General features: G+C 73.6%; 28 protein-coding genes. 11 read left to right on the top strand and 17 right to left on the bottom strand.

Features of this window, described 5'->3' with window-relative positions; translation table 11 throughout:
* Window positions 1-120: 120 nt before the first annotated feature.
* The 5 genes from AC0VX6_RS08070 to ruvC form a co-directional block, all read right to left on the bottom strand.
* The gene (locus tag AC0VX6_RS08070; RefSeq protein ID WP_274976874.1) at window positions 121-675 is read right to left on the bottom strand and encodes an adenine phosphoribosyltransferase; all 555 of its coding nucleotides are present in this window, start codon (window positions 673-675) and stop codon (window positions 121-123) included.
* Window positions 676-871: 196 nt separating this feature from the next.
* Window positions 872-1,237 (bottom strand): preprotein translocase subunit YajC, encoded by a 366-nt coding sequence (gene yajC, locus AC0VX6_RS08065; RefSeq protein ID WP_249351987.1) that lies wholly within the window; start codon window positions 1,235-1,237, stop codon window positions 872-874.
* Between the two features lie 320 nt (window positions 1,238-1,557).
* Window positions 1,558-2,709 (bottom strand): Holliday junction branch migration DNA helicase RuvB, encoded by a 1,152-nt coding sequence (ruvB, locus tag AC0VX6_RS08060; RefSeq protein WP_274976873.1) that lies wholly within the window; start codon window positions 2,707-2,709, stop codon window positions 1,558-1,560.
* Between the two features lie 18 nt (window positions 2,710-2,727).
* Window positions 2,728-3,348: a Holliday junction branch migration protein RuvA gene (gene ruvA, locus AC0VX6_RS08055; protein ID WP_274976872.1), complete on the bottom strand. Its 621-nt coding sequence runs from the start codon at window positions 3,346-3,348 to the stop codon at window positions 2,728-2,730.
* A gap of 50 nt (window positions 3,349-3,398) precedes the next feature.
* Window positions 3,399-3,947, bottom strand: a complete 549-nt coding sequence (gene ruvC, locus AC0VX6_RS08050; protein ID WP_212640868.1) for a crossover junction endodeoxyribonuclease RuvC — start codon at window positions 3,945-3,947, stop codon at window positions 3,399-3,401.
* A gap of 295 nt (window positions 3,948-4,242) precedes the next feature.
* On the opposite strand from ruvC, the gene AC0VX6_RS08045 reads away from it, so the two are divergent.
* From AC0VX6_RS08045 to AC0VX6_RS08030, 4 genes are all read left to right on the top strand, one after another.
* A complete protein-coding gene (locus AC0VX6_RS08045; RefSeq protein ID WP_274976871.1) occupies window positions 4,243-5,034 on the top strand; it encodes an NUDIX hydrolase in 792 nt (263 codons plus the stop codon).
* A 17-nt stretch (window positions 5,035-5,051) separates the two neighbouring features.
* Window positions 5,052-6,146 carry a protein kinase family protein gene (locus tag AC0VX6_RS08040; protein WP_475467979.1) on the top strand — a complete coding sequence of 365 codons (1,095 nt, stop codon included), beginning with the start codon at window positions 5,052-5,054 and terminating at the stop codon, window positions 6,144-6,146.
* 91 nt (window positions 6,147-6,237) lie between these two features.
* Entirely contained in the window at window positions 6,238-7,233 is a 996-nt protein-coding gene (locus tag AC0VX6_RS08035) for a hypothetical protein (RefSeq protein WP_475467977.1), read from the top strand.
* On the top strand, window positions 7,230-8,720 hold the full coding sequence (locus AC0VX6_RS08030; protein WP_475467975.1) for an adenylosuccinate synthetase: 1,491 nt from the start codon (window positions 7,230-7,232) through the stop codon (window positions 8,718-8,720). The genes AC0VX6_RS08035 and AC0VX6_RS08030 overlap by 4 nt, the downstream gene beginning before the upstream one ends.
* A 261-nt stretch (window positions 8,721-8,981) precedes the next feature.
* Here AC0VX6_RS08030 and AC0VX6_RS08025 read toward each other — a convergent pair whose 3' ends face one another.
* Complete coding sequence (locus AC0VX6_RS08025) at window positions 8,982-9,284, bottom strand: hypothetical protein (protein ID WP_274976867.1); 303 nt, start codon at window positions 9,282-9,284, stop codon at window positions 8,982-8,984.
* Between the two features lie 18 nt (window positions 9,285-9,302).
* Complete coding sequence (locus AC0VX6_RS08020; RefSeq protein WP_475467973.1) at window positions 9,303-10,454, bottom strand: RNA-guided endonuclease InsQ/TnpB family protein; 1,152 nt, start codon at window positions 10,452-10,454, stop codon at window positions 9,303-9,305.
* 23 nt (window positions 10,455-10,477) lie between these two features.
* Here AC0VX6_RS08020 and tnpA point away from each other — a divergent pair, with 23 nt between their 5' ends.
* Window positions 10,478-10,906: an IS200/IS605 family transposase gene (gene tnpA / locus AC0VX6_RS08015; protein WP_475467972.1), complete on the top strand. Its 429-nt coding sequence runs from the start codon at window positions 10,478-10,480 to the stop codon at window positions 10,904-10,906.
* Between the two features lie 58 nt (window positions 10,907-10,964).
* On the opposite strand, the gene AC0VX6_RS08010 is transcribed toward tnpA, so the two are convergent.
* Complete coding sequence (locus tag AC0VX6_RS08010) at window positions 10,965-11,225, bottom strand: hypothetical protein (RefSeq protein ID WP_274976864.1); 261 nt, start codon at window positions 11,223-11,225, stop codon at window positions 10,965-10,967.
* 144 nt (window positions 11,226-11,369) lie between these two features.
* Here AC0VX6_RS08010 and AC0VX6_RS08005 point away from each other — a divergent pair, with 144 nt between their 5' ends.
* Together AC0VX6_RS08005 and AC0VX6_RS08000 are read left to right on the top strand one after the other, a co-directional pair.
* A complete protein-coding gene (locus AC0VX6_RS08005) occupies window positions 11,370-11,795 on the top strand; it encodes a PPOX class F420-dependent oxidoreductase (RefSeq protein ID WP_013151882.1) in 426 nt (141 codons plus the stop codon).
* A gap of 10 nt (window positions 11,796-11,805) precedes the next feature.
* Window positions 11,806-12,051 (top strand): hypothetical protein, encoded by a 246-nt coding sequence (locus tag AC0VX6_RS08000; RefSeq protein ID WP_274976863.1) that lies wholly within the window; start codon window positions 11,806-11,808, stop codon window positions 12,049-12,051.
* Between the two features lie 41 nt (window positions 12,052-12,092).
* Here AC0VX6_RS08000 and AC0VX6_RS07995 read toward each other — a convergent pair whose 3' ends face one another.
* Window positions 12,093-12,965: a LysR family transcriptional regulator gene (locus tag AC0VX6_RS07995; protein WP_475467971.1), complete on the bottom strand. Its 873-nt coding sequence runs from the start codon at window positions 12,963-12,965 to the stop codon at window positions 12,093-12,095.
* 84 nt (window positions 12,966-13,049) lie between these two features.
* On the opposite strand from AC0VX6_RS07995, the gene AC0VX6_RS07990 reads away from it, so the two are divergent.
* The 4 genes from AC0VX6_RS07990 (at window position 13,050) to AC0VX6_RS07975 (ending at window position 17,825) form a co-directional block, all read left to right on the top strand.
* The gene (locus AC0VX6_RS07990; RefSeq protein ID WP_475467970.1) at window positions 13,050-13,946 is read left to right on the top strand and encodes an alpha/beta fold hydrolase; all 897 of its coding nucleotides are present in this window, start codon (window positions 13,050-13,052) and stop codon (window positions 13,944-13,946) included.
* Window positions 13,947-14,194: 248 nt separating this feature from the next.
* Window positions 14,195-15,253, top strand: coding sequence for a tartrate dehydrogenase (locus AC0VX6_RS07985; protein WP_475467969.1), 1,059 nt, complete (start codon window positions 14,195-14,197; stop codon window positions 15,251-15,253).
* Window positions 15,254-15,394: 141 nt separating this feature from the next.
* Complete coding sequence (locus AC0VX6_RS07980; RefSeq protein WP_475467968.1) at window positions 15,395-16,654, top strand: NAD(P)/FAD-dependent oxidoreductase; 1,260 nt, start codon at window positions 15,395-15,397, stop codon at window positions 16,652-16,654.
* Between the two features lie 298 nt (window positions 16,655-16,952).
* Complete coding sequence (locus AC0VX6_RS07975; RefSeq protein ID WP_475467967.1) at window positions 16,953-17,825, top strand: alpha/beta fold hydrolase; 873 nt, start codon at window positions 16,953-16,955, stop codon at window positions 17,823-17,825.
* 8 nt (window positions 17,826-17,833) lie between these two features.
* Here the strand turns inward: AC0VX6_RS07975 and AC0VX6_RS07970 are convergent, their stop codons facing one another.
* From AC0VX6_RS07970 to AC0VX6_RS07935, 8 genes are all read right to left on the bottom strand, one after another.
* The gene (locus tag AC0VX6_RS07970; RefSeq protein ID WP_212640880.1) at window positions 17,834-18,583 is read right to left on the bottom strand and encodes a YebC/PmpR family DNA-binding transcriptional regulator; all 750 of its coding nucleotides are present in this window, start codon (window positions 18,581-18,583) and stop codon (window positions 17,834-17,836) included.
* On the bottom strand, window positions 18,580-19,188 hold the full coding sequence (pdxT, locus tag AC0VX6_RS07965; protein WP_274976857.1) for a pyridoxal 5'-phosphate synthase glutaminase subunit PdxT: 609 nt from the start codon (window positions 19,186-19,188) through the stop codon (window positions 18,580-18,582). The genes AC0VX6_RS07970 and pdxT overlap by 4 nt, the downstream gene beginning before the upstream one ends.
* Window positions 19,189-19,326: 138 nt before the next feature.
* Entirely contained in the window at window positions 19,327-20,238 is a 912-nt protein-coding gene (gene pdxS, locus AC0VX6_RS07960) for a pyridoxal 5'-phosphate synthase lyase subunit PdxS (RefSeq protein WP_274976856.1), read from the bottom strand.
* Window positions 20,239-20,420: 182 nt separating this feature from the next.
* Entirely contained in the window at window positions 20,421-20,924 is a 504-nt protein-coding gene (locus AC0VX6_RS07955) for a hypothetical protein (protein ID WP_274976855.1), read from the bottom strand.
* Window positions 20,925-21,192: 268 nt separating this feature from the next.
* The gene (locus tag AC0VX6_RS07950; protein ID WP_475467965.1) at window positions 21,193-22,437 is read right to left on the bottom strand and encodes a glycosyltransferase family 4 protein; all 1,245 of its coding nucleotides are present in this window, start codon (window positions 22,435-22,437) and stop codon (window positions 21,193-21,195) included.
* Window positions 22,434-23,549 carry a phosphatidylinositol mannoside acyltransferase gene (locus AC0VX6_RS07945; protein WP_274976853.1) on the bottom strand — a complete coding sequence of 372 codons (1,116 nt, stop codon included), beginning with the start codon at window positions 23,547-23,549 and terminating at the stop codon, window positions 22,434-22,436. The genes AC0VX6_RS07950 and AC0VX6_RS07945 overlap by 4 nt, the downstream gene beginning before the upstream one ends.
* Window positions 23,550-23,610: 61 nt before the next feature.
* Entirely contained in the window at window positions 23,611-24,240 is a 630-nt protein-coding gene (pgsA, locus tag AC0VX6_RS07940) for a phosphatidylinositol phosphate synthase (RefSeq protein ID WP_274978088.1), read from the bottom strand.
* A 384-nt stretch (window positions 24,241-24,624) separates the two neighbouring features.
* A complete protein-coding gene (locus AC0VX6_RS07935) occupies window positions 24,625-25,200 on the bottom strand; it encodes an HIT family protein (protein ID WP_274976852.1) in 576 nt (191 codons plus the stop codon).
* Window positions 25,201-25,344: the final 144 nt, after the last annotated feature.

Raw genomic sequence — 25,344 nt, 5'->3', positions numbered from 1 at the left:
GCGGCGGGTGTGACACTGGCCACCGGGGGTTCACCCCCGGTGGTGGAGTACGTCAACGATGACGGGCCGTCGCGCATTCCCCGTGGGGAGGGGCGTCGGCCGCGGCGCGGGTCGGCCGGATCAGACCGTGAGGAGGGTGTGCAGCTCCACGTCGGGCACCCTGTCCCGTCCCAGGAGCGCGGAGAGCTCCATCAGGACGGAGAATCCCACGACCGTACCACCCGCCTTGCGGACCAGGTCCACCGCGGCCCTGCCGGTGCCGCCGGTGGCGAGGACGTCGTCCACGATCAGCACACGGCTGCCCGGGGAGACCGCGTCGGCGTGGATCTCGACGGTCGCGGTGCCGTACTCCAGATCATAGGCCTGACCGATGGTCCGCGAGGGCAGTTTCCCGGCTTTGCGCGCGGGGACGAAGCCCGAGCCCAGCGCCATGGCGACCGGGGCGCCGAAGATGAACCCGCGCGCCTCCAGTCCGACCACGTGGTCCACCCCCGCGGAGAGGAAGGGCGCGGCGAGGCCCTCCACGGCGGCCGCGAAGGCCTCCCGGTGGTTGAGCAGCGGCGTGATGTCCTTGAACAGGACGCCGGGCTGCGGGAAGTCGGGAATGTCGCGGATGTGCGCCCGGATGAGCTCCGGACCTGGGACGGGCGCCGCGGTGGCGGTGTCGTCGGGCATGTGGGATGGGCCTTCTGCTGGGTTCTCGTGCTGTCGGGGCCGGGGCCCTCGCGGGAGTCGCGGCGGCGACCCGTGGTCCGGACGGCCGGACACGGCGGTACCGGCCCCCCGCGCGGGGGGCCGGTACCGGGGTCGGACGCGCGCGGGCCGTCCGCTCACCGTGCGGGACGCGGGGCGCGGGCCCGAGGAGGTACGTCTAGCCCTTGGGCTTGTCGTCGTCGCCGAAGTCGGGGCGGTCCTCCACCGGCGTGTCGTCGGCGGCCGGGGTGACGACCTCTCCGACACCGGCCTTGAGCATGCGGATGCGGGTCCCGGGCGCGATCTCCAGCAGGACGTCCTGCTCGTGGATCTCGACGACGGTGGCGAAGATGCCGGCCTTGGTCATCACCTCGACACCGGGGACCAGGGCGTTGTGCATCTGCGTCTCCTGCTGGCGGCGCTTCTGGGCCGGGCGCCAGAAGAGCAGCCAGAACACCAGGAGGATCAGCAGGAACGGGAACAGCATGCTGAAGAGCCCACCGGTGGGCTCTCCTTCGGCAGCGAGGTGGTAAAGGCCCTGCACGGGGGCGTCCTTCCTGACGTTTCGTCGTGTGGCCGACCGCTGTCGGATGGGACACCGCGACGGCCACCTTCTTCGCATCGGCACGAACCGCGTGGTCCGGGCCTGTCCGGCACGTACAACGCGCCAGAGGGCCGAGACGTTCCACCGGTGTCGAACGACACGTACGGAGTCGTGCCCCGTATCGGCTGTTTCGTCCCAGCTTACGTGGCGTGGGTCACCGGTATCCCACCGGAGGAGATCGGGGTGTTAACGGTTCGCCCCCGATCCGCCCGGCCGGAACCCATTGTGCCCGGACCGGGGCTCCGTGTCAGACGCACTGGTCAGGGAGTAGCCGTGCCGTTGTGACCCGCGTTGCCCGCGGGGGCGGAGTTGCCCGTGGTGCCGCCGCCGTTGGCCGCCGCCGCACCGAAGGCCGCGTCCGGCGGCGGGGTGAGCCCCATGTGCGCCCAGGCCTGCGGGGTGGCCACCCGGCCGCGCGGGGTGCGGGCCAGGAATCCGGAGCGGACCAGGAAGGGCTCGGCGACGGTCTCCACCGTCTCGGCCTCCTCCCCCACCGACACCGCCAGCGTGGACAGGCCGACCGGGCCGCCGCGGAACCTCCTCATGAGCACGTCGAGGATGGCCCGGTCCAGCCGGTCCATGCCCAGTTCGTCCACCTCGTAGAGGTCGAGGGCGGCGCGGGCGGTGTCCAGCGACAGCCGCCCGTCCCCGCGCACCTCGGCGTAGTCGCGCACCCGGCGCAGCAGCCGGTTGGCGATCCGGGGGGTGCCGCGCGAGCGCCCGGCGATCTCCACGGCAGCGTCCGCGTCCAGGGGTGCGCCCAGCAGGCCCGCCGAGCGCTGGAGGATCAGCTCCAGTTCACCGGGGGTGTAGAAGTCCATGTGCGCGGTGAACCCGAAGCGGTCGCGCAGGGGCGCGGGCAGCATGCCCGCGCGGGTGGTCGCCCCGACCAGGGTGAACGGCGCGATGTCCAGCGGGATGGCGGTGGCGCCGGGGCCCTTCCCGACCACGACGTCGACCCGGAAGTCCTCCATCGCGACGTAGAGCATCTCCTCGGCGGGGCGGGCCATGCGGTGGATCTCGTCCAGGAAGAGCACCTCGCCCTCCTGGAGGGTGGAGAGCACCGCGGCCAGGTCCCCGGAGCGCTCGATGGCCGGGCCCGAGGTGATGCGCAGCGGGGCGCCCATCTCGGCGGCGATGATCATGGCCAGGGTGGTCTTGCCCAGGCCCGGGCCGCCGGACATGAGGATGTGGTCGGGCGCCCGGTTGCGCCGCCTGGCGCTGTGCAGCACCAGGGAGAGCTGTTCGCGCACGCGTTCCTGGCCGACGAACTCGTCCAGCGCGCGGGGGCGCAGGGCGCCCTCGATCTGGCGCTCGTCCGTGCCCGCGTCGGGCGAGACCGCGTCGCGCTCGTAGGGCGGGGGCCCGACGGGGGCCGAGCCGCGGGGATCTTCCTCGTGGAAGTCGTACACGGGGTTTCCTCCCTGTTCCTAGGCCCGGCTGAGCCTGCGCAGGGCGCTGCGCAGCAGGACGGCGACGTCGTCGGTGTGCTCGGCCTCGGTCGCCACGGCGGAGGCGGCGGCCTCGGCGTCCTTGGCCGACCAGCCGAGGTTGACCAGGCCGGAGACCACCTGTCCGCGCCAGGCGCCGTTGGGCTCGCCGCCGGACCCGGCGGCCTCGGACCCGGGCGGGGTGCCGTCGGTGAGCACGGGCGCGTCGAGCTTGCCGCGCAGTTCCAGGACGATGCGCTGGGCGCCCTTCTTGCCGATGCCGGGCACGCGGGTGAGGGCGGTGGTGTCCTCGGTGGACACGGCGTGGCGCAGGCTGGAGGGGCTGTGGACCGAGAGCATGGCCAGGGCCAGGCGGGGGCCGACGCCGGAGGCGGTCTGGAGCTGCTCGAACAGGTGCTTCTCGTCGTCGTCGGCGAACCCGAACAGGGTCAGGGACTCCTCGCGCACGACGAGGCTGGTGGCCACGGTCCCGGTCTCGCCCACGTGCAGGCGCGAGAGCGCGGAGGGCGTGCACTGCACGGTCATGCCGACCCCGCCGACGTCGATGACGGCGGTGCCCGCGCCGCGCGCGGCCACCCGGCCGGTGAGGAACGCGATCATCTGGTGTGGGCACCGGGGACGGTGCCCCTCTCCTTCCTGGGGGCGGGGCGCTAGCGGCCGCGGGTGCGGCGGGCCAGCTCCACCTTGCGGGCGAAGTCCTGCTGGGCCTGGGCGACGCGGGCCTGGGCCCCGCCGCGCCAGATGTGGCAGATGGCCAGGGCGACGGCGTCGGCCGCGTCGGCGGGCTTGGGGGGTCCGTCGAGTCCGAGGATACGCGCCACCATCGTGCCGACCTGCGCCTTGTCGGCGCGGCCGTTGCCGGTGATGGCGGCCTTGGCCTCGCTGGGGGTGTGCATGGCCACGGGCAGGCCGCGGCGGGCGGCGCAGACCAGGGCGATGCCGCTGGCCTGGGCGGTGCCCATGACGGTGCTGAGGTTGTGCTGGGCGAAGACGCGCTCGACGGCGACGGCGTCGGGCTGGTAGCGGTCCAGCCACTCCTCGATACCGCGCTCGATGCCCACGAGCCGGTGGGGCAGGTCGGTGTCGGGGCTGGTGCGCACGGCGTCGGCGCCGAGCAGGGCGAGCGGTCGGCCGATGGCGCCCTCGACGGCGGCGACACCGCACCGGGTCAGCCCGGGGTCGATCCCCAACACGCGCACGCGCCTCACCCTTGTCCTCTCGAACGTCCGTTCGCCCACATGCTAGCGGCGGGCGACGACGTCCGCCTCCGGCCCGCCCGGGCGTGTCGGCCCCCGGGGGCGCCCTCCGGCCGGAGCCCGCCGCTGCCAGGGCCACCCTGTCGCGAGCGTAGTCGCCCGGCCGGGCGCGGCCGCACGCCCCCGGACCGCGCGCTGTCTTCGGGTTCCGGAGAAAAGGGATGGACGGGACACCGAACGCGTGCTAAGTTGCTCTCAGTTCGAGAAATACTCGGATTGAGAACAACTGGAGGCGCACGTGGCCGACCCGCGCAACGAGGAGGGCGAGAGCCGGTTCCTCGCCGACTACGACCCGCACGCGTTCGCCCCGGCCGCGGTCACCGTCGACGTCGTCGCCCTCACCATCCGCTCGGGCGTGCCGCACGTGCTGCTGACGCGGCGCGCCGAGCACCCCCAGCGCGGCTGGTGGGCGCTGCCGGGCGGATTCGTCCGGGCCCAGGACGGACCGGACGGCCCCGCCGACCCCGACCTGCCCGACGCCGCCCTGCGCGTGCTCTCGGAGAAGACTCTGCTGCCCACCGAACTGCACCTGGAGCAGCTGGGCACCTACGGCGCCCGGGACCGGGACCCGCGCATGCGCGTCTTCTCGGTCGCCTACGTCCTGCTGGCCCCCGACCTGCCCGACCCGCACACCGGCCGGGGCACCGAGGAGGCCGCCTGGACCCCCTGGCGCGACCTCGGCCACGGCGACGGCGCGCGCCCCGGGCTCGACCTGGCCTTCGACCACGGCCGCCTCCTGGCCGACGCGGTCGAGCGCGCCCGCTCCAAGCTGGAGTACACCCCGCTGGCCACGGCCTTCCTGCCGCCCGCCTTCACCATCACGGCGCTGCGCGAGGTGTACGAGGCCGTGTGGGGCCAGTCCCTGCACGCGGCCAACTTCCACCGCAAGATCCTCGCCGCACCCGGGTTCGTGGAGGACACCGGGGAACTCGCCGAGCGCGGCGGCGCGGGCGGCGGACGGCGGGCCCGGCTCTACCGCGCGGGCGGCGCCGCCCTGCTGCACCCTCCCCTGCTGCGGGGCACGCAGTGACACCCGAGAGGAGTCCGATGACGGCCACCGGCCCCGTATTCGAGGACGCCGAGCGCCAGGTCGCCCTGGCGGGCGACCCCGTGGAGCTGTTCGGCCCGCTGCCCGAGGGCGGCGGCGTGCCCCCGGCGGCCACGGCCCGCCACCGCGAGCTGGCCCGCGCGCTCCACCCCGACACGGCGCCGCCCGGCAGCGGCACCGGCCCCTTCACCCGGCTCTCGCGGCTGTGGGACCTGTACCGGGCGATGGCCGCGGGCGACCTGCGCCTGGACGACCTCACCCTGGCCACCGGCACGCACACCTACCGGGTCGGCCGGGAACGGCTGGCCCGGGGCGACGTCGCCGACCTGCACCCGGTGCGCTACCGGGCGCCGGAGTGGCGCGACGCGGTGCTCAAACTGCCCCGCGCACCCCGCGACAACGACCTGTTGGAGGCCGAGGCGACCGCGCTGCGCCGTATCCGGGAGCACGGCCACGAGCGCTACCGGGCCTTCGTCCCCGAACTGGTGGAGTCCTTCAAGCACCGCGACGCCGCCACCGGCGTGGAGCGGCGGGCCAACGTCCTGGGACGGCTGCACGGCTTCCACACGCTGGCCGAGGTGCGCCGCGCCCACCCCGACGGCGTCGACCCGCGCGACGCGGCGTGGATGTGGCGGCGGCTGCTGGTCGCCGTCGGCAACGCCGCCCTGGCGGGGGTGGTGCACGGCGCGGTCGTACCCGAGCACGTGATGATCCACCCGGCCGATCACGGCCTGGTCCTGGTCGACTGGTGCTACTCGGTGACGGCGCACGCCCCGCGCACCGCGCCGCACGTCCCGGCGATGGTGCCCGGCCGCGCGGACTTCTACCCGCCCGAGGTGGCCGCGCGCCGCCCCGCGCTGGCCCAGACCGACATCCACATGGCGACCCGGTGCGTGGAGTACGTCACCGCGGGCCGCCTGCCCCGGGAGCTGCGGTCCTTCGCGCGCGGCTGCACCCTGCCCGCCCCCGAACGGCGGCCCCGCGACGGGTTCGCCCTGCTCTGCGAACTGGACGACGCGCTGGAACGCCTCTACGGGCCGCGCCGGTTCCGCCCCTTCACCATGCCGGACCCGGCACCGGCCGCCGGGGCCTGAGAACCCCCTCCCCCGACCACCCTCCCCCTCACGAACCCCGCCCCCGACCCCGGCGGCCCGATCCGCCCACCCCCGTTCCAAGGAGAACCCCATGGGAAGCAGCCACTGGTCCACCGACGCCTACCACGCGCGTCAGGCCTACAACTCCTCCGTCGGCTCCAGCAGCTTCGGCTACACCGACGACGTGCTCGCCTCGACCCCGCGCAGCGCCTGGCGGGTCCACGACAGCCTCGACCCCCACGGCGTGGGCGTGCGAGAGAGCCGCGACTCCGCCGAACACCCCGAGTCGCTGGCCATCTCGGTGCTCTTCGACGTCACGGGTTCCATGCGCAACGTGCCGCGCGTACTCCAGACCAAGCTGCCCGACCTGTTCGGCCTGCTGCTGCGCAAGGGGTACGTGCAGGACCCGCAGATCCTCTTCGGCGCGATCGGCGACGCCACGTGCGACCGGGCCCCGCTCCAGGTGGGGCAGTTCGAGTCCGGCAACGAACTGGAGGACGACCTGGGCAACATCCTGCTGGAGGGCGGCGGTGGCGGCCAGGTGACGGAGTCCTACGAGCTGGCCATGTACTTCATGGCCCGGCACACCTCCATGGACTGCCTGGAGAAGCGCGGACGGCGCGGCCACCTCTTCATCATCGGAGACGAGATGGCCTACGGGGGGGTCAAGGCGCGGGAGGTGCGCGAGGTGATCGGCGACGACATCACCGAGGACATCCCGTTCCCGCGGATCCTGGCCGAGCTGCGGCGCAGCTTCGAGGTGTACTTCATCATGCCGACCGGCAGCGGGCACTTCCACAACGACAAGGTGCGCGGCTTCTGGGACACCCAAATGGGCCAGAACGTCATCTACCTGGACGACCTCAACGCGGTGTCGGAGACCATCGCGGTCACCGTCGGACTCGCCGAGGAGGCCATCGACCTGGAGAAGGGCCTGGCCGACCTGGCCGAGGCGGGCTCGGACACGGGCGAGGCGGTGGGCAGGGCGCTGCGGACGCTGTCCGAGAGCCGCGGCTCCGTGGTCGTGGCCGACACCCCGACCGGGCTCGGCGGCCCGGCCGAAGCGGGCGGGGTGGACCGGCTGTGACCGGCGCGACCACCCCGTGGGCCGACGGAAACGCCGTCGTCGTCGACCTGGGGTTCGGCGACGCGGGCAAGGGCGTGACGGTCGACCTGCTGTGCGCGCGGCGGCGCTTCGGCGCCGTCGTGCGCGCCAACGGGGGCGCCCAGGCCGCGCACAACGTGGTGACCCCCGACGGCCGCCACCACACGTTCGCCCAGTTCGGCGCGGGAACACTGGCCCCCGGCGGCCCGGTGCCCACGCACCTGTCGCGGTGGATGGTGGTGGACCCCTTCGCCCTGGCCGCCGAGGCCGGGCATCTGGCCTCGCTCGGCGTGCCCGACCCGTTCGCGCTGGTCACCGTGGACCGCCGGGCGCTGATCAGCACGCCGTGGCACCGGGCGGCCAACCGGGCGCGGGAGCTGGCCCGGGGCGAGGACCGGCACGGCTCGTGCGGGATGGGGGTGGGCGAGACCGTGGCCTACGCCCTGGCCCGCCCGGATGACGCGCCGACCGCCGGTGACTGCGCGCGGCCGGACGCGCTGCGCCGCAAGCTGCGCCGCCTGGCCGACCACCTGCACGCGGTGCGCCGCTCCCTGGAGCCCCCGGGCGCGGGCCCCGGCGCCGGGCGCACGGCGGCAGGAACCGGGCCGTCGGCGGCCTCCGGCGCGGCGGCAGAGCCCGGCACGGTGACAGGGACCGGCACGGCCCCGGACCGCGGTGCCGGGGTCCGGCCCGACCCCGAGCCGGACGTCGAGGAGTGCGTGGAGGCCTACCTGGCCTTCGCACGGCGGGTGCGGCTGGTGGACGAGGACCACCTGCCCCGGCTGCTCGCCCGCTCCCCCGTGGTGTTCGAGGGGGCGCAGGGGGTGCTGCTGGACGAGTGGCACGGGTTCCACCCGTACACCACCTGGTCCACGACGACCACCGCGAACCCGCTCGCGCTCCTGGCCGAGGCCGGGCGCCCCGGCGACGCCCGCCGGATCGGTGTGGTGCGCACCTACACCACCCGGCACGGCGCGGGCCCGCTCGTGGCCGAGGACCCGGAACTGGGCACGCTGCTGGCCGAGGCGCACAACGGCACGCACCCGTGGCAGGGGGAGTTCCGGGTCGGGCACTTCGACGCGGTGGCGCACCGGTACGCGCTCGCCGCCACCGGCGGGGTGGACTCGCTGGTGGTCACGCACGCCGACGCCCCCGCGCGGGCGGGAGGGAGACTGCGCTGGTGCACCGGCTACACCGCGCCGGACGGGTCGAGCCTGGAACCGGTTCCCGCACCGGCCCCGGCGCCCAGCGGGCCGGGCGCCGCCGTGACGGGCGCGGCGCAGAGGGACGCCGCGGCGCGCCTGGACCGGCAGGAGCGCCTGACCCGCGCCCTGCTGGAGGCGCGGCCCGTGCTCGCCCCCGCGCCCGGCTCCCCCGCCGAGGCCGTCGGCGAGGAGCTGGGATTGCCCCTGGAGGCGGTGTTCTCGGGTCCGACCCGCGCCGACGCCCGCGTTCCGTCACGTGTCTGACCGACCGGCGGGGTCCGCTCCGGCGGACGACGGGACCAGCGACGGCCCGGTGCGCTTCTCCGTCGCCGTCCGGTGCCCTCGGCGGGCGGCGGGACCGGAAACGGCCCGGCTCTCGGGGCTGTCCCCGCCCGACCCGCGGCATGGGTCTGGCGGGGTCCGCGCGCCGAACGGCGCGGGGCCGGAGGGGATCCGCGTGCCGAGCGGTGCGGGCGGCGTGCCCGGCCGTCGTGGACCGGCCCCCGTCGCGCCGTCCCGCACGCCTCAGACGACGGTCAGGTGGTAGGTGGTGTCCACCCGGAAGCCCTGGCCGTCGTCCGCCCTGATCTCCAGCACGTACCCGCCGGGGCTCAGGGGCGCGACCGCGCCCCACAGCCCCCAGCTGTGCCGACGGACCCACAGGGGGCTGCGGAACACCCCCTGGATCTCCTCCAAGGGCAGCGCGACGCCGTTGAGGTGCGCGTCGGCCCGCGCGACCGGCATGGCCATCGGCTCCCTGGAGTGCTCGAAGGGGAACTGCATGGTCAGCTTCTCGGCCCTGAAGGGCTGAGCTTGCAGCTCTTCCACACACCTGGCAGGTGTACTTCAGGCCGCGTCGTCGGCAGCGTGACTCACTGCCCAGCCCGCCACACCCCTGGAGGAGATGTTGCGGGCCGCGTTCACATCGGCGTGCCCAGCGAAACCGCACGACGTGCATCGGAAAGTGGCCTGGCTCGGCCGGTTCCTCTTGTCGACGTGGCCACACGCGCTACACCCCTGGGAGGTGTGGGCCGGGTCCACGTACACCACCGGCACCCCGGCCCGTCTTGCTTTGTAGGCGATGTAAGCGCCCAGTTGAGCGAAGGACCAGGAGTGCAGTGTGACCCGCTGGGGCTTGCGTAGCCGTGCCCTCTTGCGGATGCCGCCCAGGTCTTCCAGGGCGAGACCCCGTGAGGTGCGTTGAGCCTCGGTCACGATCTGCTTGGCGATGCGGTGGTTGGTATCGGCCGCGAACCGCGCCTCGCGGCCCGAGAGGCGGCGCAGGACACGCTTGGCGGACTTGGTTCCCTTCTTCTGGAGACGGCGCCTGAGGTGGCGATTGCGATGGCGGACCTGGTTGACCTGCTTGCCCGAGTAGACGTCCCCGTCGCTGGTGGTGGCGATGTTCGCGATACCGAGGTCCACACCCACGAAACCTTCGGGGGTGTACTCGTCGGCCTCGGGCACCTCACAGGTGGCGTACAGGTACCAGTTGTCGCCGCGCTTGACCAGGTCGGATTCGCCCTTGCGGAACTCGGTGAGCACCTTGGCCTGGTCCGGTGAACACGCGAACGCCATGCCCTTCACCCGGCCGTGCACGGTCCAGATCGACACCGTGCGCGCGTCTATCTGCCAGGACAGGCACCGGTCGTCGAAGGGCTGCGCGGCGTCTTTTCGGAACCGAACCGGCGTGTTCTCCACCCGGGTACGCCGCTTGGACCCCTCACAGCCGTGGTTTCCGGCCTTGAGGTTGGCCTTCAGCGTGGCATGGGCCCCGGCGACCTTGCGTGCGCAGTGGCTCGCCGGTTGCGCGGACAACCCCATCGCTTTGAGGTCGTCGTAGACCAGCCGCTGCAACGGTGTCTTCGCCTTCACCCCACACTCGTGCGCACGGCGCGAGGCGCGGTTGGCCGCCTGGTTGCACAACTTCAGCGTCTCCCACAGCGTCGCCTCCTGGGCGGCGTCGGGGAGCAGCTTCACCTGCACAACGGTCTTCACACCCACAGGTGACCGTCTTGTCCATGTCACCAAGGTGGAAACCAGATCCCAATGTCAGGCGTGGAAGAAGCGTCGTATCCGACCTTCACGCTCATCTTGTCTCCGTCACCAAGTACCGGCGTGGTGTCCTCACCGGGCAGATGCTCGACCACTGCGAACAGGTCATGCACCAGGTGTGCGAGACCATGGGAGCTGAGTTGCGCGAGTTCAACGGCGAGGACGACCACGTCCACCTGCTCGTGCACTACCCGCCCAAACTCCCTGTCTCGACACTGGTCAACCGGCTCAAGGGCACCTCGGCGCACTACCTGCGCAAGCAGTTCCCCGACCACGTGCGACGGTTCCTGCGGGGCAACCGGTTGTGGTCGCCGTCCTACTTCGCCGCCTCGTGCGGGGACGCACCGCTGTCGGTGATCGCGGAGTACATCGACCAGCAAAAACGCCCAGACTAACCGCCCGTTCGGGTGAGGGAAGCGGTTCCTCCCGGCCGTGAACGGCCGGGGTTCCTTGCTAGAAGATGTTGAACACCGGGAAGAACAGGGGTCGCCCCGCGGGCACCTCGCACCGGCGCACGACCCTGCCCCCGTAGGTACCGGCGAGGAACCACAGGTCGTCCGGCTGGTTGCGGGCCGCGTGCTCGCCGGTGGCGTCCCGGACCGGGTCGCACCCCTCCGGCGCCGACCACACCCACTTCCACCAGCGCGCCGAGAGGGCGACGCCCTCACGGGCACCGATCCGCCACGTCCCGTCGTCCGGCACGACCCCGTCCATGGCACCCCTCTCCCGTGTCCGACCGCCCTCGGCGGACGCCCGTGTTGCGCGGATCGTACCGATACGCGCGGGCGCGCCGACACGCGGGCACCCCGGTGCCCCGTCCTCCCGTAGGGATCGGAACCCGCCCACTAGCGTGGGTCCGTGACTTCTCTCTCCGACCCCCGGGTCCGCGACTTCCTGCTCCAGGGCACCCGCACCGGCATGCTCGCCTACACCGCCTCGGACGGACGGCCGCTGGCGGCGCCGGTGTGGTTCGTCGTCGAGGACGGCGACATCGTCTTCAACACCGGCGCCTCCACCGCGAAGGGCCGGTCCATCGCGCGCGACCCCAGGGTGGCGCTCACCGTGGACCTTCCCGAGCCGCCGTACGCCTTCGTGCAGGTGCAGGGCGAGGCCGTCGTCTCCGAGGACCCCGACGAGCTGGTGCGCACCGCCACCGCGATCGCCCGCCGCTACATGGGGCCCGAGCGGGCCGAGGAATTCGGGCGGCGCAACGGCGTGCCCGGCGAACTCGCGGTGCGGCTGCGCCCGACCAGGGTGGTCTCCGCCTTCGACATGGTCGGCTGAGCGCCCGCGCGTGAAGATCCCCGGGAACGCAGTCCTCTTCGTCTGCAACGATGACGAGAAGAAGCTGTACTACAGCATCAGGCCGAACAGTGCGGGTGACCGGGGCTTCATCACCGACTGCGAGTCCCTGGACCACGCGGTGACGGTACTGCGCCGACACGGTTTCGGGATCACCGCGTCGGATTTCGGCCCGGGCAGACTCAACCCGTCGGACCCCGAAGAGCTGATCAGCCCGAACCACCGGTGGGGGCGTTGATCCCGGGTCCGTCCAGCGGTCCCGGGCCCGCCCCTGCGGGTTCAGCCCACCGCGTGGGCCACGAACGCCTCCGCCGCCGCGGTGAGCGGTCCCCTCCTGCTGACCAGGGACACGTGCAGGTGGCCGGTGGGCTCCAGGTCCAGCACCAGCGCCCCGGCCCGCTCGGCCAGGTCCCGCCAGGCGTCGGTGACCACCGCGATCCCGGCCCCGCCCAGCACCAGCGGCAGGAGGGACACCCGGTGCTCGCTCTCCACGGCGACCCGGGCGTCCAGGCCGTCCGCGACCAGTTCGTCGACGAACCGGCGCATGCCCGAGCCGTGCTGGCCCACGATCAGCCTCTGCCCCTCCAGGCGCTCGGCGCGCACGGGCTCCCCCGCGGCGAAGGGCCCGTCGGGCGGGGCGAGCAGCACGAAGCTCTGGCGCGCCAGCGGATGGGCCCGCACCCCCGCCCCCGCGAACGGCTCGGAGGTGGCCACCACGCCGAGTTCGCAGGCGCCGGTGCGCACCATCTCGACGGCGTCGCGCGTGGTCAGCGCGCTGCGGACCGACACCGACACCTCCGGATGGCGTCGGGTGAAGCCCGCCACCAGGCCGGTCAGCGGCTCGATCGCCTGGGTGGGCAGCACTGCCACGTCCACCCGTCCGCCGCGCAGCTCCCGCACCGACTCGACCGCCGAGCGGGCCAGGTCCAGGGCGCGCACCGCCTCGCGGGCGGGCTCGATCAGCGCGCGTCCCGCCTCGGTCAGCACCACGCGGCGGCCGATGCGGTGGAAGAGGTCGCTGCCCAGGTCGCGTTCCAGGGCCCGGACCGCCTGGGACAGGGACGGCTGGGACAGGTACAGGGCCGAGGCCGCCCGGTTCACCCCGCCGTGGTCGACCACGGCCAGGAAGTACTCCAAATGCCGGACGTCCACCGATCCTCCTTATAGGCCGGACCTATCAACGATATCGACAGCCGGTCTTGGACGCCCGCGCCCCCGGCCTGTTGGAATCCATCTATGAGCGACCTCCTCCCCTCCGGGTTCGCCCGCCGCACCGTGGACGCCGGGGGTGTGCGCGTCAACGTCCGTCTGGGCGGGGACGGCCCCCCGCTCCTGCTGCTGCACGGCTACCCGCAGACACACCTGATCTGGCACCGCGTCGCACCGCTCCTGGCGGACCGGTTCACGCTGGTCATGACCGACCTGCGCGGCTACGGGGACAGCGACAAGCCCGCCTCCGACGAGCGGCACGCACCCTACGCCAAGCGGGCCATGGCGCGGGACCAGTACCTCGTCATGCGCGAACTGGGCTTCGACTCCTTCGCCGTGGCGGGCCACGACCGCGGCGGCCGGGTCGGCCACCGCCTCGCCCTGGACCACCCGGAGGCGGTCACGGCGCTGTGCGCGCTGGACATCGTGCCGACCCGTTACGCCTTCGAGCACGCCGACGCCGAGTTCGCCCTGGGGTACCACCACTGGTTCTTCCTGGCGGCGGGCGACGGCATCCCCGAGCACCTCATCGGGCAGGACCCGGACTTCTGGGTCCGCACCCGTATGAACGCCCGCCACCGCGGCGGCACCCCCTTCGCACCCGCCGCCGTGGACGAGTACGTGCGCTGCTTCAGCGACCCGGCCGCGATCCACGCCTCCTGCGAGGACTACCGGGCGGCGGCCTCCATCGACCTGGAGCACGACCGGGCCGACGCCGGGCGCCGCCTGGAGTGCCCTGTCCTGCTGCTGTGGGGTCGGCACAGCTTCGTGGGCCGCCACTACGACGTGCCGGACGCCTGGAGCGGATACGCCCGCGACGTGCGCGGCCACGCGCTGGACTGCGACCACTACGTGCCCGAGGAGGCGCCCGAGGCCACGGCACGGCACCTGCGCGCGTTCCTGAGCGGGGACCCCGCGCCCTGAGCACGCCCCGGGCGCGGTTCCCGCGTCCCCCTGTCCCGCACCGTACGGGGCACCGCGTGGTCCCGGCCGACGTCCGAGCGCGGCTCCCCGTCCCCCCGGCCGGGCCCTCCGCGACCGGGCCCGGTCCCCCGTCGGGCCCGAACGCGATGAGACGGACCGGCCCCGCCGGGACGAGCAGGGCCCCGTCGGGCCCGAACGCCCCCGAAGACCCTCGCACACCCCCGCACACCCCACGGAAGGACACCGCAATGAAGCACTACCGCGTCGCCACGATCCCCGGTGACGGCATCGGCAAGGAGGTCCTGCCGCCCGCCAGGGCCGTCCTGGACCGGATCGGCGCCCACCACGCGCTCTCCTTCTCCTACGACGAGTTCGACTGGTCCTGCGCACGCTACCTGGCCGAGGGCGCCATGATGCCCGACGACGGCCTGGACCGGATCCGCCACCACGACGCCGTCCTGCTGGGCGCCGTGGGCTGGCCCGGCGTCCCCGACCACGTGTCGCTGTGGGGGCTGCTCATCCCCATCCGCCGCGGCTTCCACCAGTACGTCAACCTGCGGCCGATCAGCGTCCTGGAGGGGGTGCCCAGCCCGGTCGCGCGGGCGCTGCCCGGCGGGGTCGACTTCGTGGTCGTGCGCGAGAACAACGAGGGCGAGTACTCGCGCGTGGGCGGACGGATCCACGAGGGCACCCCGTACGAGGCGGCCCTCCAGGAGTCGGTGTTCACCCGCAGGGGCGTGGAACGGGTGCTCGATTACGCCTTCGCCCTGGCCGGGCGGCGCGGCGGCAGGCTGACCTCGGCCACCAAGTCCAACGGCATCGTGCACACCATGCCGTTCTGGGACGAACTGGTGGCCGAGCGCGCGGCGCGCCACCCGGAGGTCGCCTGGGAGCAGGAGCACATCGACGCCCTGGCCGCCAAGATCGTCCTGGACCCGGCGCGGTTCGACGTCATCGTGGGCTCGAACCTGTTCGGCGACATCCTCAGCGACCTGGCCGCGGCCGTGGCTGGCGGTATCGGGGTGGCGCCGTCGGCCAACCTCAACCCCGAGCGCGAGTACCCGTCGATGTTCGAGCCGGTGCACGGCTCGGCGCCCGACATCGCCGGCAAGGGGCTGGCCAACCCGCTGGGGGCCATCTGGTCGGCGTCGATGATGCTCGACCACCTTGGCCACCCGGAGGCGGGCGCGCAGGTCATGGACGCGGTCCGCGCCGTGCTGGCCTCCTCCCCCGTGCGCACGGCCGACCTGGGCGGCAGCGCGGGCACGGACGAGTTCACCGCCGAGGTGCTCTCCCGCCTGCCCTGACCCGAACGCGGGCCCCGCCGCACCCTTGTCCGAACGGCACAGGAACCCCGTATCCGATTGTCGTCTCCCGACAAGGCCCCCACGGCGGAAAGCGAGCATGGTGGGGACCGACGGACACGGTGAACAGGGGGAACAGGGGCGATGGCGGACGTGGGGCGTGTCGGCGGGGTCCAGCACGTGCTGGTCGTGGGCGCGGGGGTGGTCGGCCTGTCGACGGCCTGGTTCCTCCAGGAGCGCGGCGTCCGCGTCACCCTCGTGGACCGGGACGGGGTCTGCTCCGGGGCCTCGTGGGGCAACGCCGGATGGCTCTCGCCGGGCCTGGCCATCCCCCTGAACGAGCCGGGCGTGCTGCGTTACGGTCTGCGCTCCCTGCTCGACCGCGACGCGCCCCTGTCGGTTCCGCTGTCGCCCTCGCCGGACCTGTGGCTGTTCCTGGCCCGCTTCGCCGCGCACTGCCGCTGGGACGCCTGGGAGAGGGCCGTACGCGCCAACCTGCCCCTCAACACCGGGGCCCTGGACGCCTTCGACGCCCTGGCCAAGGGCGGCGTGGAGACCACTGAGGTCCGCGCGCCCGTCACCGCGCTGTTCCGCTCGCCGCGTTCGGCCGTCGCGCTCCTTCGCGAACTGGGCCGGATCGCGGCCTCGGGGCTGGAGGTGGACCACACCGCCCTCACCGGGGCGGCGGTCCGCGAGGTCCTCCCCCACGCCTCGGGGACCGTGGGGGCGGCGGTGCGCCTGGACGGACAGCGCCACGTGGACCCCGGCGCCCTCGTCCGCAACCTGGCGGCCTCGGTGCGCGAGCGCGGCGGTCGGGTGCGCACCGGGTTCGAGGCGGTCGGCGTCCACCGGGAGGACGGCGCGGTCGTCACCGTCTCCGGCGACGGCGAACGGCTGCGCTCGGACGCGGTCGCGGTGTGCACGGGCGCCTGGTTCGACCGGTTGGCCGCCGAGCACGGCGTGCGCGCCCGGGTCCGCGCCGGGAGGGGCTACTCCTTCACCGTCCCCACCGACGAGCCGGTGCCCGGCCCCGTCTACCTGCCGGAGGCCCGCGTGGCGTGCACCCCCTACCAGGGGGCGCTGAGGGTCGCCGGAACGATGGAGTTCCGCGGCCCAGACGACGCGCTCGTCCCGCGGCGGGTCGAGGCCGTCGAGCGCTCGGCCGGCCCCTACCTCCGGGGAGTGCGCTGGCAGGAGCGCACCGACGCCTGGGTGGGCCCCAGGCCGGTCACCTCCGACGGTGTGCCCCTGGTGGGGGCCACCCGCACCCCCGGCGTCTTCGTCGCGGGCGGCCACGGCATGTGGGGGCTCACGCACGGCCCGGTCACCGGCGGCCTCCTGGCCGAGCAGATCGCGACCGGCGTCCGCCCGGGCGCGCTGGAGGCGCTCGACCCGCTGCGCTGACCCCCTGCTTCCGGCGCCGGTGTCCCCGAGGGGCACCGGCCCTCGCGCGCGGGGACCCCGAACACGGAGCCGGTGGGCGAGCCCACCCGCCCACCGGCTCCCGCTCGCGCGGGGTCCGGCCTCGCGTAGAGGCGGTCGTGCCGTACAAGCGCCCAGCCCTTGGGCGCGGGGCTCCTGTTCAGGCGTCTGCGACCGAGGCGTCGACGAAGGCGCCCCTCCTCGCGCACGCGGTTCCCGCGCGCCCCGCCCCGCGTCCCGGCTCCGGAGCGGGGACGTCCCTGCCACGAGAAGGTAAACGATGTCCACGCTGTCCCTCACCCGGATCTACCGGTCCGACGCCGGTGAGATCGCGGTGCGCTCCTGGTGCGAGCGCGCACTGGGCGGGGCCCGCGACCTGCGGTCGCCGGGGGCGGTGACCGCCGCCGGACGCGCGACGCGGGTGCACGTCCTGCCGGGCGGACCGGGGACCCCCGTCCTGCTGCTGTCCGGGGCCATCCTGGGGTCGGCGAACCTGGTCGCGACCGCGCGGGTGCTGCGCGCCGACCGGACCGTGCTCCTGGCCGACCTGCCCGGGCACCCGGGCACGAGCGACTCCCGGCGCCCCCTGCTCGGCCGGGCGGACGCCTACGGCGCCTGGCTGGACGCGCTGTTACCCCGGGTCACCTCCGAACCGGTGATCCTGCTCGGGCACTCCACGGGCGCCGCGGCCGCCCTTGCGGCGACGCCCTCGCCGCTGGTGGCGGGGCTCGTGCTGGTCGGTCCGGCGGGCCTGGCCGCCCCCGTCATGGACGGGGAGAGGCTGCGCGCCACGTTCTCCTGGCGGCTCTCACCGGGCGAGCGGACCAGTTCGCGGCTCCTGGGCCTGCTCAGTGGGCCCGTCGCCGCGGGCGGCGCGACCCACCCGCTCGCGGAGTGGGCGACCCTGGTCGCACGGCACTGCCGCCCCAACCCGGTCCCGGGCATACTGCGGGGCGAGGACTTCCGGGACTGGTCGGGCACGCCCGTCACGGTGGCCACCGGGGCCCACGACCGCGTCTTCACACCCTCGCTGCTGCGCGGCGCGGTACGCAGACTGCTGGGCACCGACGTGCGCACGATCGCGAGCGCGGGCCACCTCGCACTCCACGAGGCGCCCGCGCGCGTTCGCGACCTGCTGCGGGAGGTCGCCTGACCGGGAAGTCAGCCGATCTCGGCCATGACCTCGTCGGGGATGTCGGCGTTGGTGAAGACGTTCTGCACGTCGTCGGAGTCCTCCAGCGCGTCCACCACCCGCATGACCTTCTTGGCGGTCTCGGCGTCGACCGGGACCTCCATGGTCGGCAGGAAGCTGGAGTCGGCGGAGTCGTACTCGATGCCCGCCTCCTGGAGCGCGGTGCGCACGGCGACCAGGTCGGTGGCCTCGCAGACGATCTCGAAGACGTCGCCCAGGTCCTCGACCTCCTCGGCACCGGCGTCCAGCACCGCCAGGGTCACGTCGTCCTCGGTGGTGCCCTCCTTGGACACGATGACGACGCCCTTGCGGTTGAAGAGGTAGGACACCGAACCGGCGTCGGCCATGTTGCCGCCGTTGCGGGTCACGGCCACGCGCACCTCGGAGGCGGCGCGGTTGCGGTTGTCGGTCAGGCACTCCACCAGCAGGGCGACGCCACCGGCGGCGTAGCCCTCGTACATGATGGTCTGCCACTCGGCGCCGCCCGCCTCCTCACCGGAGCCGCGCTTGCGGGCGCGCTCGATGTTGTCGAGCGGCACGGAGTTCTTGCGCGCCTTCTGGATGGCGTCGTAGAGCGTGGGGTTCCCGTCGGGGTCTCCACCGCCGGTCCGCGCGGCCACCTCGATGTTCTTGATCAGCTTGGCGAAGAGCTTGCCGCGCTTGGCATCGATGACGGCTTTCTTGTGCTTGGTGGTGGCCCACTTGGAGTGGCCGCTCATGAATGTCCTTTCACGATGTCGACGAAGAGGCGGTGGATGCGCGTGTCGCCGGTCAGTTCGGGATGGAAGGACGTGGCCAACAGGCCGCCCTGCCGTACGGCGACGATCCTACCGGCCTCGTCGGGGCCGGGCACTGCGCCGAGCACCTCGACCCCGGGGCCGACCGACTCCACCCAGGGCGCGCGGATGAACACCGCGTCGAAGGGGTCGCCGCCCAAGCCGTCGATGTCCACGGCGGCCTCGAAGGACTCGGTCTGGCGTCCGAACGCGTTGCGGCGCACCGTCATGTCGATCCCGCCGACGGTCTGCTGGTCGGCGGTCCCGCCCAGGATGCGGTCGGCGAGCATGATCATCCCGGCGCACGTGCCGTAGGCGGGCATCCCGGCGGCGATCCGCTTGCGCAGCGGTTCCATCAGGCCGTAGCGCACGGCCAGCTTGGACATGGTGGTGGACTCCCCGCCGGGGACGACCAGCCCGTCCAGGGCGTCGAGCTGGTCGGGGGAGAGCACCTTCACGGTGTGCGCGTCCAGGGACCGGAGCGCGCGCAGGTGTTCGGCGACGTCGCCCTGGAGGGCGAGGACGCCGATGGTGGGTGTGGCGGTCAAGTACGGCCTCACTCGTGGACGTAGGCTCGTGTTCTGCCGAGTGCGGGTGGCGGGGCCGGTCCGGCCCCGCCACCCGCACGACGGACGCGGGTAGGCGTCGTCGGGCGGTGGACGCGGGAGGCGTCCGCCGGGCGGCGGCTACCAGCCGCGGCCGGCGTAGCGCTGGGAGTCGGACAGCTCGTCCAGGTTGATGCCGACCATGGCCTCGCCCAGACCGCGGGACACGCGAGCGATGACCGCGGGGTCCTCGTAGTGCAGGGTGGCCTGCACGATGGCGTCGGCGCGCCTGGCCGGGTCGCCGGACTTGAAGATGCCCGAACCGACGAACACGCTCTCGGCGCCGAGCTGGCGCATGAGCGCGGCGTCGGCCGGGGTGGCCACGCCTCCGGCGGAGAACAGCGGGACGGGGAGCTTGCCCAGCGCCGCCACCTCCTTGACGACCTCGTAGGGGGCGCGCAGCTCCTTGGCCGCGCCGAACAGTTCGGCCTCGTCCAGGGTGCCCAGGCGCCGGATCTCACCGCGGATGGAACGCATGTGGCGGGTGGCCTCGACGACGTTGCCGGTTCCGGCCTCGCCCTTGGAACGGATCATGGCCGCGCCCTCGGCGATGCGGCGCAGCGCCTCGCCCAGGTTGGTGGCCCCGCACACGAAGGGGACGGTGAAGGCCCACTTGTCGATGTGGTAGGCCTCGTCGGCCGGGGTGAGGACCTCGGACTCGTCGATGAAGTCGACGCCGAGCGACTCCAGGACCTGGGCCTCGACGAAGTGGCCGATGCGGACCTTGGCCATGACCGGGATGGAGACGGCCTCGACGATGCCGTCGATCATGTCGGGGTCGGACATGCGGGCGACGCCGCCGTCCCTGCGGATGTCGGCGGGGACGCGCTCCAGGGCCATGACCGCGACGGCTCCGGCGTCCTCGGCGATCTTGGCCTGCTCGGGCGTGACGACGTCCATGATGACGCCGTTCTTGAGCTGCTCGGCCATGCCGCGCTTGACACGCTCGGTACCGACGGCGTTGTCGGAGGTGTTCGGTGCGTTGTTGGCCACGGTGGTGGACTCCCGTTGTCTCGGTTCTGCTGAGGGCTGCTCTCGGGCAGCGGAGTCGGCGGCCCCACGCGGCGGTACGCGGACACCGTCGGCGCCGCGCACCCTGGTCGACCAGCCCCCCATCCTACTTCCACCCCCTTTCGAGGGTTTTAGCCAGATCGGTGTTTTCCCTGGGCCCGTATCTACGGGGTGTCGGGACCGACCGGCAGGAGCGGGATCCGCGGCGGCTGATCGTCGATCTCGAAGAAGTCCGGCAGGGGCGCCGTGCCCGCCAGGCGGAACGTCCGGACGAGCCGGGAACGGCGGGCGCGGCGGGTGTCGGAGACCGCGCCGTTGTAGAACGTGCGGGCCATGTGGACGCCCTTGGCGGCGGCCTCCACCTCGATCAGATGGGGCCGCAGCATGTCAGAACGCCCGAGCGGCCCCGGAGATTCCAGTGCCGCGCGCAGCGTGCGCGAGAGCGCGCTCTCGGCCAGCTCGCGCTGCCGGTCGCGCGCTCCGTCGGCGGCAGCGGCGGCCCCGGGCAGGGCGCGCGTGGCGCCGGTGCCGTCTGCGGCGGCCAGCGCCGACGCGGCGGCCAGGCGCCGCTCCAGGGCGGCCTCCAGGGCCGCGCGTGCGGTGTCGACCCGGTGGTGCAGGCGGTGCAGGCGGGTGGCCCGCCAGGAGAGGTAGAAGCCGAACAGCACCAGGACCAGGAGGATGCCGACGACGGTGGCGGCGAAGAGGACGTCCTCGGTCAGGGCCGCTCACCCCGTTCCGCGGGGCTTGGCGTGCACGGCGCCGGGACGGGTGCCTTGGCAGCGCACACGGACGTGAGCAGAGCCGGAGCAAGCACCCGGAAGACGGGGACGGGCGCGCGTAGGGGCGGGACACGTCTCCGGAGGGCGGTTTGCGGAGAGGACGCCGCGGGTCCCGGCGCGCACCCGGCGGACGCCGCCGCTGCGACGGCCCCGGTCACGTCGTCCCCCGGCGCAGCAGGGCGGTGGCCCGGGGCCCGCTGTCCAGGCCCACCCCGGCGGAGTGTCTGCCCCCGTCCTCGTCGTCTCCGTTCCCGTCCCCGTCCCTGTCTCCGCTCCCGTCCCACAGCAGGACGGTCCGGTAGACGTGGGCGACGTCGGCGGCCACGGTGTCCCAGTCGTAGGCGCGCACGGCTCGGCGGGCCGCGCGCGAGAGCTCGGCACGCCTCCCGGGCGCGTCCAACAGCGCACCGGCGCGTTCGGCCAGGTGGGCGGGGTCTCCCGCGGCGAACAGCTCCCCGGCGGCACCGCCGTCCAGGACCGCGGCGAAGGCGGGGATGTCGCTGGCCGCGATGGCCGCGCCGGAGGCCATCGCCTCGGTCAGCACGATGCCGAAGCTCTCCCCGCCCAGGTTGGGCGCGCAGAACACGTCGGCGGAGTGGTAGGCGCGCGCCTTGTCGGCGTCGTCCAGGCGCCCGAGCAGCACGACGCGTTCGCGCAGGTGCGCGGGGACGGCCTCCATGGCGGCCGAGGCGTCGCCGGGACCGGCCACCATCAGGCGCAGGCCGGGGCGTTCGGGGGCCATGAGCACGAAGGCCTCCAGCAGGACGCCCAGCCCCTTGCGGGGTTCGTCCAGGCGGCCCAGGAAGCCGATCGAGCCGCCCTCCCCCGGCCAGCCGGGCAGGGGTTCGGCGTGCGCGAACCTGCGCACAGCCACCCCGTTGGGGATGAGCACGGCGTCGCCGCCCAGGTGTTCGACCAGGGTGCGCCGGGCGGCCTCGGACACGGCGATGCGGCCGTTGATCTTCTCCATCGCCGAACGCAGCGCCGGGGAGCTCACCGCCATCGCCCGCGACCGGGGGTTGGCGGTGTGGAAGGTGGCCACCACGGGGCCGTCCGCCGCCCAGCACGCCAGCAGCGAGACGCTCGGCGCGGACGGCTCGTGGATGTGCAGGACGTCGAACCCGCCCTCGGCGATCCACCGGCGCACCCGCGAGGCGGCCCTGGGGCCGAAGGTGAGCCGGGCCACCGAGCCGTTGTAGGGAACCGGGACCGGTCTTCCGGCGGGAACGAGGTAGTCCGGCAGGGCGCCGGTGTCCGCGTCGCCGACCGGCGCCAGTACCGACACCTCGTGCCCCATGCCGGTGAGCGCCTCGGCGAGGTCGCCGACGTGCTGCTGCACCCCGCCCGGGACGTCCCAGGCGTAGGGGCAGACCAGGCCGACCCGCATGCCCACGGTCACCCGTTCCGTTCGTCTCGTCCGGGGGGCCTCGCCCCGCTGCCTTGAGGGGCCCCTACCCCGTTCGCCGCGGTGAACCCGCCCCGTGTGCGTGTGCCCGGTGCGGTGCCGTCACCCGGCCCTCTCCGCACACCGCCGTTCGGTACCGCGCTGTCGCCCGGCACCCCCCGCGTGGTTCTCTCGTCCGCCGCCGGAGGCGCAGCGGTCCCCGCGGTCGCCTCCCGCGCGGCGCGCGCGTGGTCGGCGCTGAAAACCGGCTGGAGCATGTGCCAGTCCTCGGGGTGCTCGGCGATCGCCCCCTCGAAGACGCGGACCAGCTCCTGGGTCGTGGCCTGGACCCGCTCGGCGCGGGTGGCTCCTGCGGCGACGGGGATCTCGTCGTGGACCCGGATGTTCCAGTACGGGCCGTCGTACCACAGCGATACCGGCATCAGGGCGGCGCCGGTGCTGAGGGCCAGCGCGGCGGGCCCGGCGGGCACGCGCGCACGCTCCCCGAAGAAGTCCACCTCCAGGCCGGTGCCGCTGATGTCGCGGTCGGCGAGCAGGCACACCAGCCCGCCCTCGCGCAGCCGCCGGGCCAGGGTGCCCACGGTGTTCGAGCCTCCGGTCAGCGGCAGCACCTCCATGCCCAGGGACTCGCGGTGGGCGGTGAAGCGCTGGAACAGGCTCTCGGGGCGCAGCCGCTGCGCGACGGTGGTCAGGGGGGTGCCCCTCAGGGCGATCCAGGCTCCGGCGTGGTCCCAGTTGCCCATGTGGGGCAGGGCGGCGACCACACCTCGGCCCGACCGGACGTGCTGCTCCAGGACCTCGATCCCGGTGGCGCGGGTCCGGCCCAGGACGTACTCCTCACTCATCGCGGGAAGGCGGAACATCTCGTAGTAGTAGCGCATGTAGGAGCGCATGCCCGCGCGGGAGAGCGCGCGCAGTTGGGCGTCCGTGGCCCCGGGACCGACCAGGCGCCTCAGGTTGCGCTCCAGGCCGCGCGTGCTCTCGTCGTGGGCGCGCCAGGAGCGGTCGGCCAGGCGTCGGAACAGCGCCCGCCCCGCGCTCTCGGGTGTGCGGCGGATCATCGCCCACCCCGCCGTGTAGGCCAGGTCGGCCGTGCGTTCGTCCACGTCGTCTCCCCGTTCGCCGTTCTCCCCGTTGTTCCGTTGTCTCGTACGTTGCCTCGTACGCTCAGGCTCCGCCGTTGACTTCGCCGGTGCCCGCGGCACCCTCGACGTAGTCGGGGTCGTTGAGGCGGGCACGGGTCTCCACCAGGCGCTGGAGGACGGTGAGCAGGCTCATCGCGGCCAGCAGCCACAGGCCGCCCGCGAGGACGTAGGGCACGTCCAGGCCGCCGAGGCCCACGGCGACGAGGATGACCACCAGGCGCTCCGTGCGCTCGGCGACGCCGACGTCGCAGTTGACGCCCAGGCCCTCGGCGCGCGCCTTGATGTAGGACACCATGAAGCCGCTGACCAGGCAGAAGAGGGTGAGTCCGGCGAGCAGGGGGTCGTCGCCCTCACCGATGAACCACCACAGGAGCCCGGAGAGGATGGCGGCGTCGGCCACCCGGTCGAGGCTGGAGTCGAGGAAGGCGCCGAACGCGCTGGCGCTGTCGCGGGCCCTGGCCACAGCCCCGTCGAGCATGTCGAAGAGCACGAAGACCGTGACGACGACCGACCCGGCGTACAGCTGTCCCTGCGGATAGAAGAACAGGGCGCTGACGACGACGCCGAGGGCGCCGACGATGGTGACGATGTTCGGTGTGAGGCCGAGTCGGGCCAGACTCCGGCCGAGCGGAGTGGTGACCCGGGAGACCATGGGGCGAAGGATTCTCAGCATGTCTTCTTGGAATCGTAGGGCGGGAACGGTCGTGGAGGTGGGAACCGCACCGGCGGGGGTGGGGCCCACCGAGGAGGTGGGGCCCGACCGCGGGGGTCGGAATCCCCCCGGAGTTGGAATTCCGCCGGAGTCGGGATCCAGCCGGAGGTAGGAGCCCGACCGCGGGAGTCGGAATCCCGCGGAAGGCGGAATCCCGCGGAAGGCGGAATCCTGCGGGCGGAGCGGTTCGGGGGCCGGGCCGGGTGGGCTCGGGTGGGCTGGTCGGGCGGATCAGGCTGGACGGGCTGGTCGGGCGAATCGGGGTCGGAATGGGCGGACGGGGCGGCGTCCAGGGGGCGTTTCGCGTGCTCCCGTGGGCGCGCCCTACTCTCTGGGCCAGTGCGCGGCCAACTTGGACCGGGTCTGCTCCAGCATCTCGGGCAGCACCTTGGTCAGACCGACCACGGGCATGAAGTTGGCGTCACCGCCCCAGCGGGGAACGATGTGCTGGTGCAGGTGGGCCGCGATCCCGGCACCGGCCGCGTCGCCGAGGTTCATGCCGACGTTGAAGCCCTGCGGCCCGTAGGCCGCGCCCAGCGCGCGGATGCCCGCCTGGGTGAGAGCGGCCACCTCAGCGGTCTCCTCCTCGTCCAGGGCGGTGTAGTCGGACACGTGGCGGTAGGGGCAGATCAGGATGTGGCCGCTGTTGTAGGGGTAGAGGTTGAGAACCGCGTAGGCCGACTTGCCACGGGCGACAACGAGGCCCTCGGGGTCGGACAGTCCGGGGGCGCGGCAGAAGGGACACCCGTCCTCGGGGCGCGAGCCGCTGGGCTTGCCCTCGCCCTTGATGTAGGCCATGCGGTGCGGTGTCCACAGCCGCTCCCAGCCGTCGGGGCTCCCCGTCCCCACGGCGGGAGGGTCGTCGGGAACGTCTCCGTGCTCGTCGTCGGCACCGCGCATGGCTCGTCCGTTTCCGTCGCCTGTCCGTACTCTTTCGCGCCTCCAGCATAGAAGCGCGACGGCGACCGCGGGCCGAACCCGGCCCGGCCTGTGGACAACTCCGGGGGCATCCGAGGCCGAGGGTGTCCGCGGGAACCCGCAGGG

Source organism: Nocardiopsis sp. iso_25, assembly GCF_056173305.1.
Note: the sequence above shows the minus strand (reverse complement) of the source record. Positions and strands in the feature narration are given on the sequence as shown.

Bases quoted from the DNA above. Each gene is read 5' to 3' on its own strand.
- AC0VX6_RS08070 (WP_274976874.1), bottom strand. From the start codon at position 675: ATGCCCGACGACACCGCCACCGCGGCGCCCGTCCCAGGTCCGGAGCTC.
- ruvA (WP_274976872.1), bottom strand. From the start codon at position 3,348: ATGATCGCGTTCCTCACCGGCCGGGTGGCCGCGCGCGGCGCGGGCACC.
- AC0VX6_RS08040 (WP_475467979.1), top strand. From the start codon at position 5,052: ATGACGGCCACCGGCCCCGTATTCGAGGACGCCGAGCGCCAGGTCGCC.
- AC0VX6_RS08035 (WP_475467977.1), top strand. From the start codon at position 6,238: ATGGGAAGCAGCCACTGGTCCACCGACGCCTACCACGCGCGTCAGGCC.
- tnpA (WP_475467972.1), top strand. From the start codon at position 10,478: ATGTCACCAAGGTGGAAACCAGATCCCAATGTCAGGCGTGGAAGAAGC.
- AC0VX6_RS08010 (WP_274976864.1), bottom strand. From the start codon at position 11,225: ATGGACGGGGTCGTGCCGGACGACGGGACGTGGCGGATCGGTGCCCGT.
- AC0VX6_RS07990 (WP_475467970.1), top strand. From the start codon at position 13,050: ATGAGCGACCTCCTCCCCTCCGGGTTCGCCCGCCGCACCGTGGACGCC.
- AC0VX6_RS07985 (WP_475467969.1), top strand. From the start codon at position 14,195: ATGAAGCACTACCGCGTCGCCACGATCCCCGGTGACGGCATCGGCAAG.
- AC0VX6_RS07980 (WP_475467968.1), top strand. From the start codon at position 15,395: ATGGCGGACGTGGGGCGTGTCGGCGGGGTCCAGCACGTGCTGGTCGTG.
- AC0VX6_RS07975 (WP_475467967.1), top strand. From the start codon at position 16,953: ATGTCCACGCTGTCCCTCACCCGGATCTACCGGTCCGACGCCGGTGAG.
- AC0VX6_RS07970 (WP_212640880.1), bottom strand. From the start codon at position 18,583: ATGAGCGGCCACTCCAAGTGGGCCACCACCAAGCACAAGAAAGCCGTC.
- pgsA (WP_274978088.1), bottom strand. From the start codon at position 24,240: ATGGTCTCCCGGGTCACCACTCCGCTCGGCCGGAGTCTGGCCCGACTC.
- AC0VX6_RS07935 (WP_274976852.1), bottom strand. From the start codon at position 25,200: ATGCGCGGTGCCGACGACGAGCACGGAGACGTTCCCGACGACCCTCCC.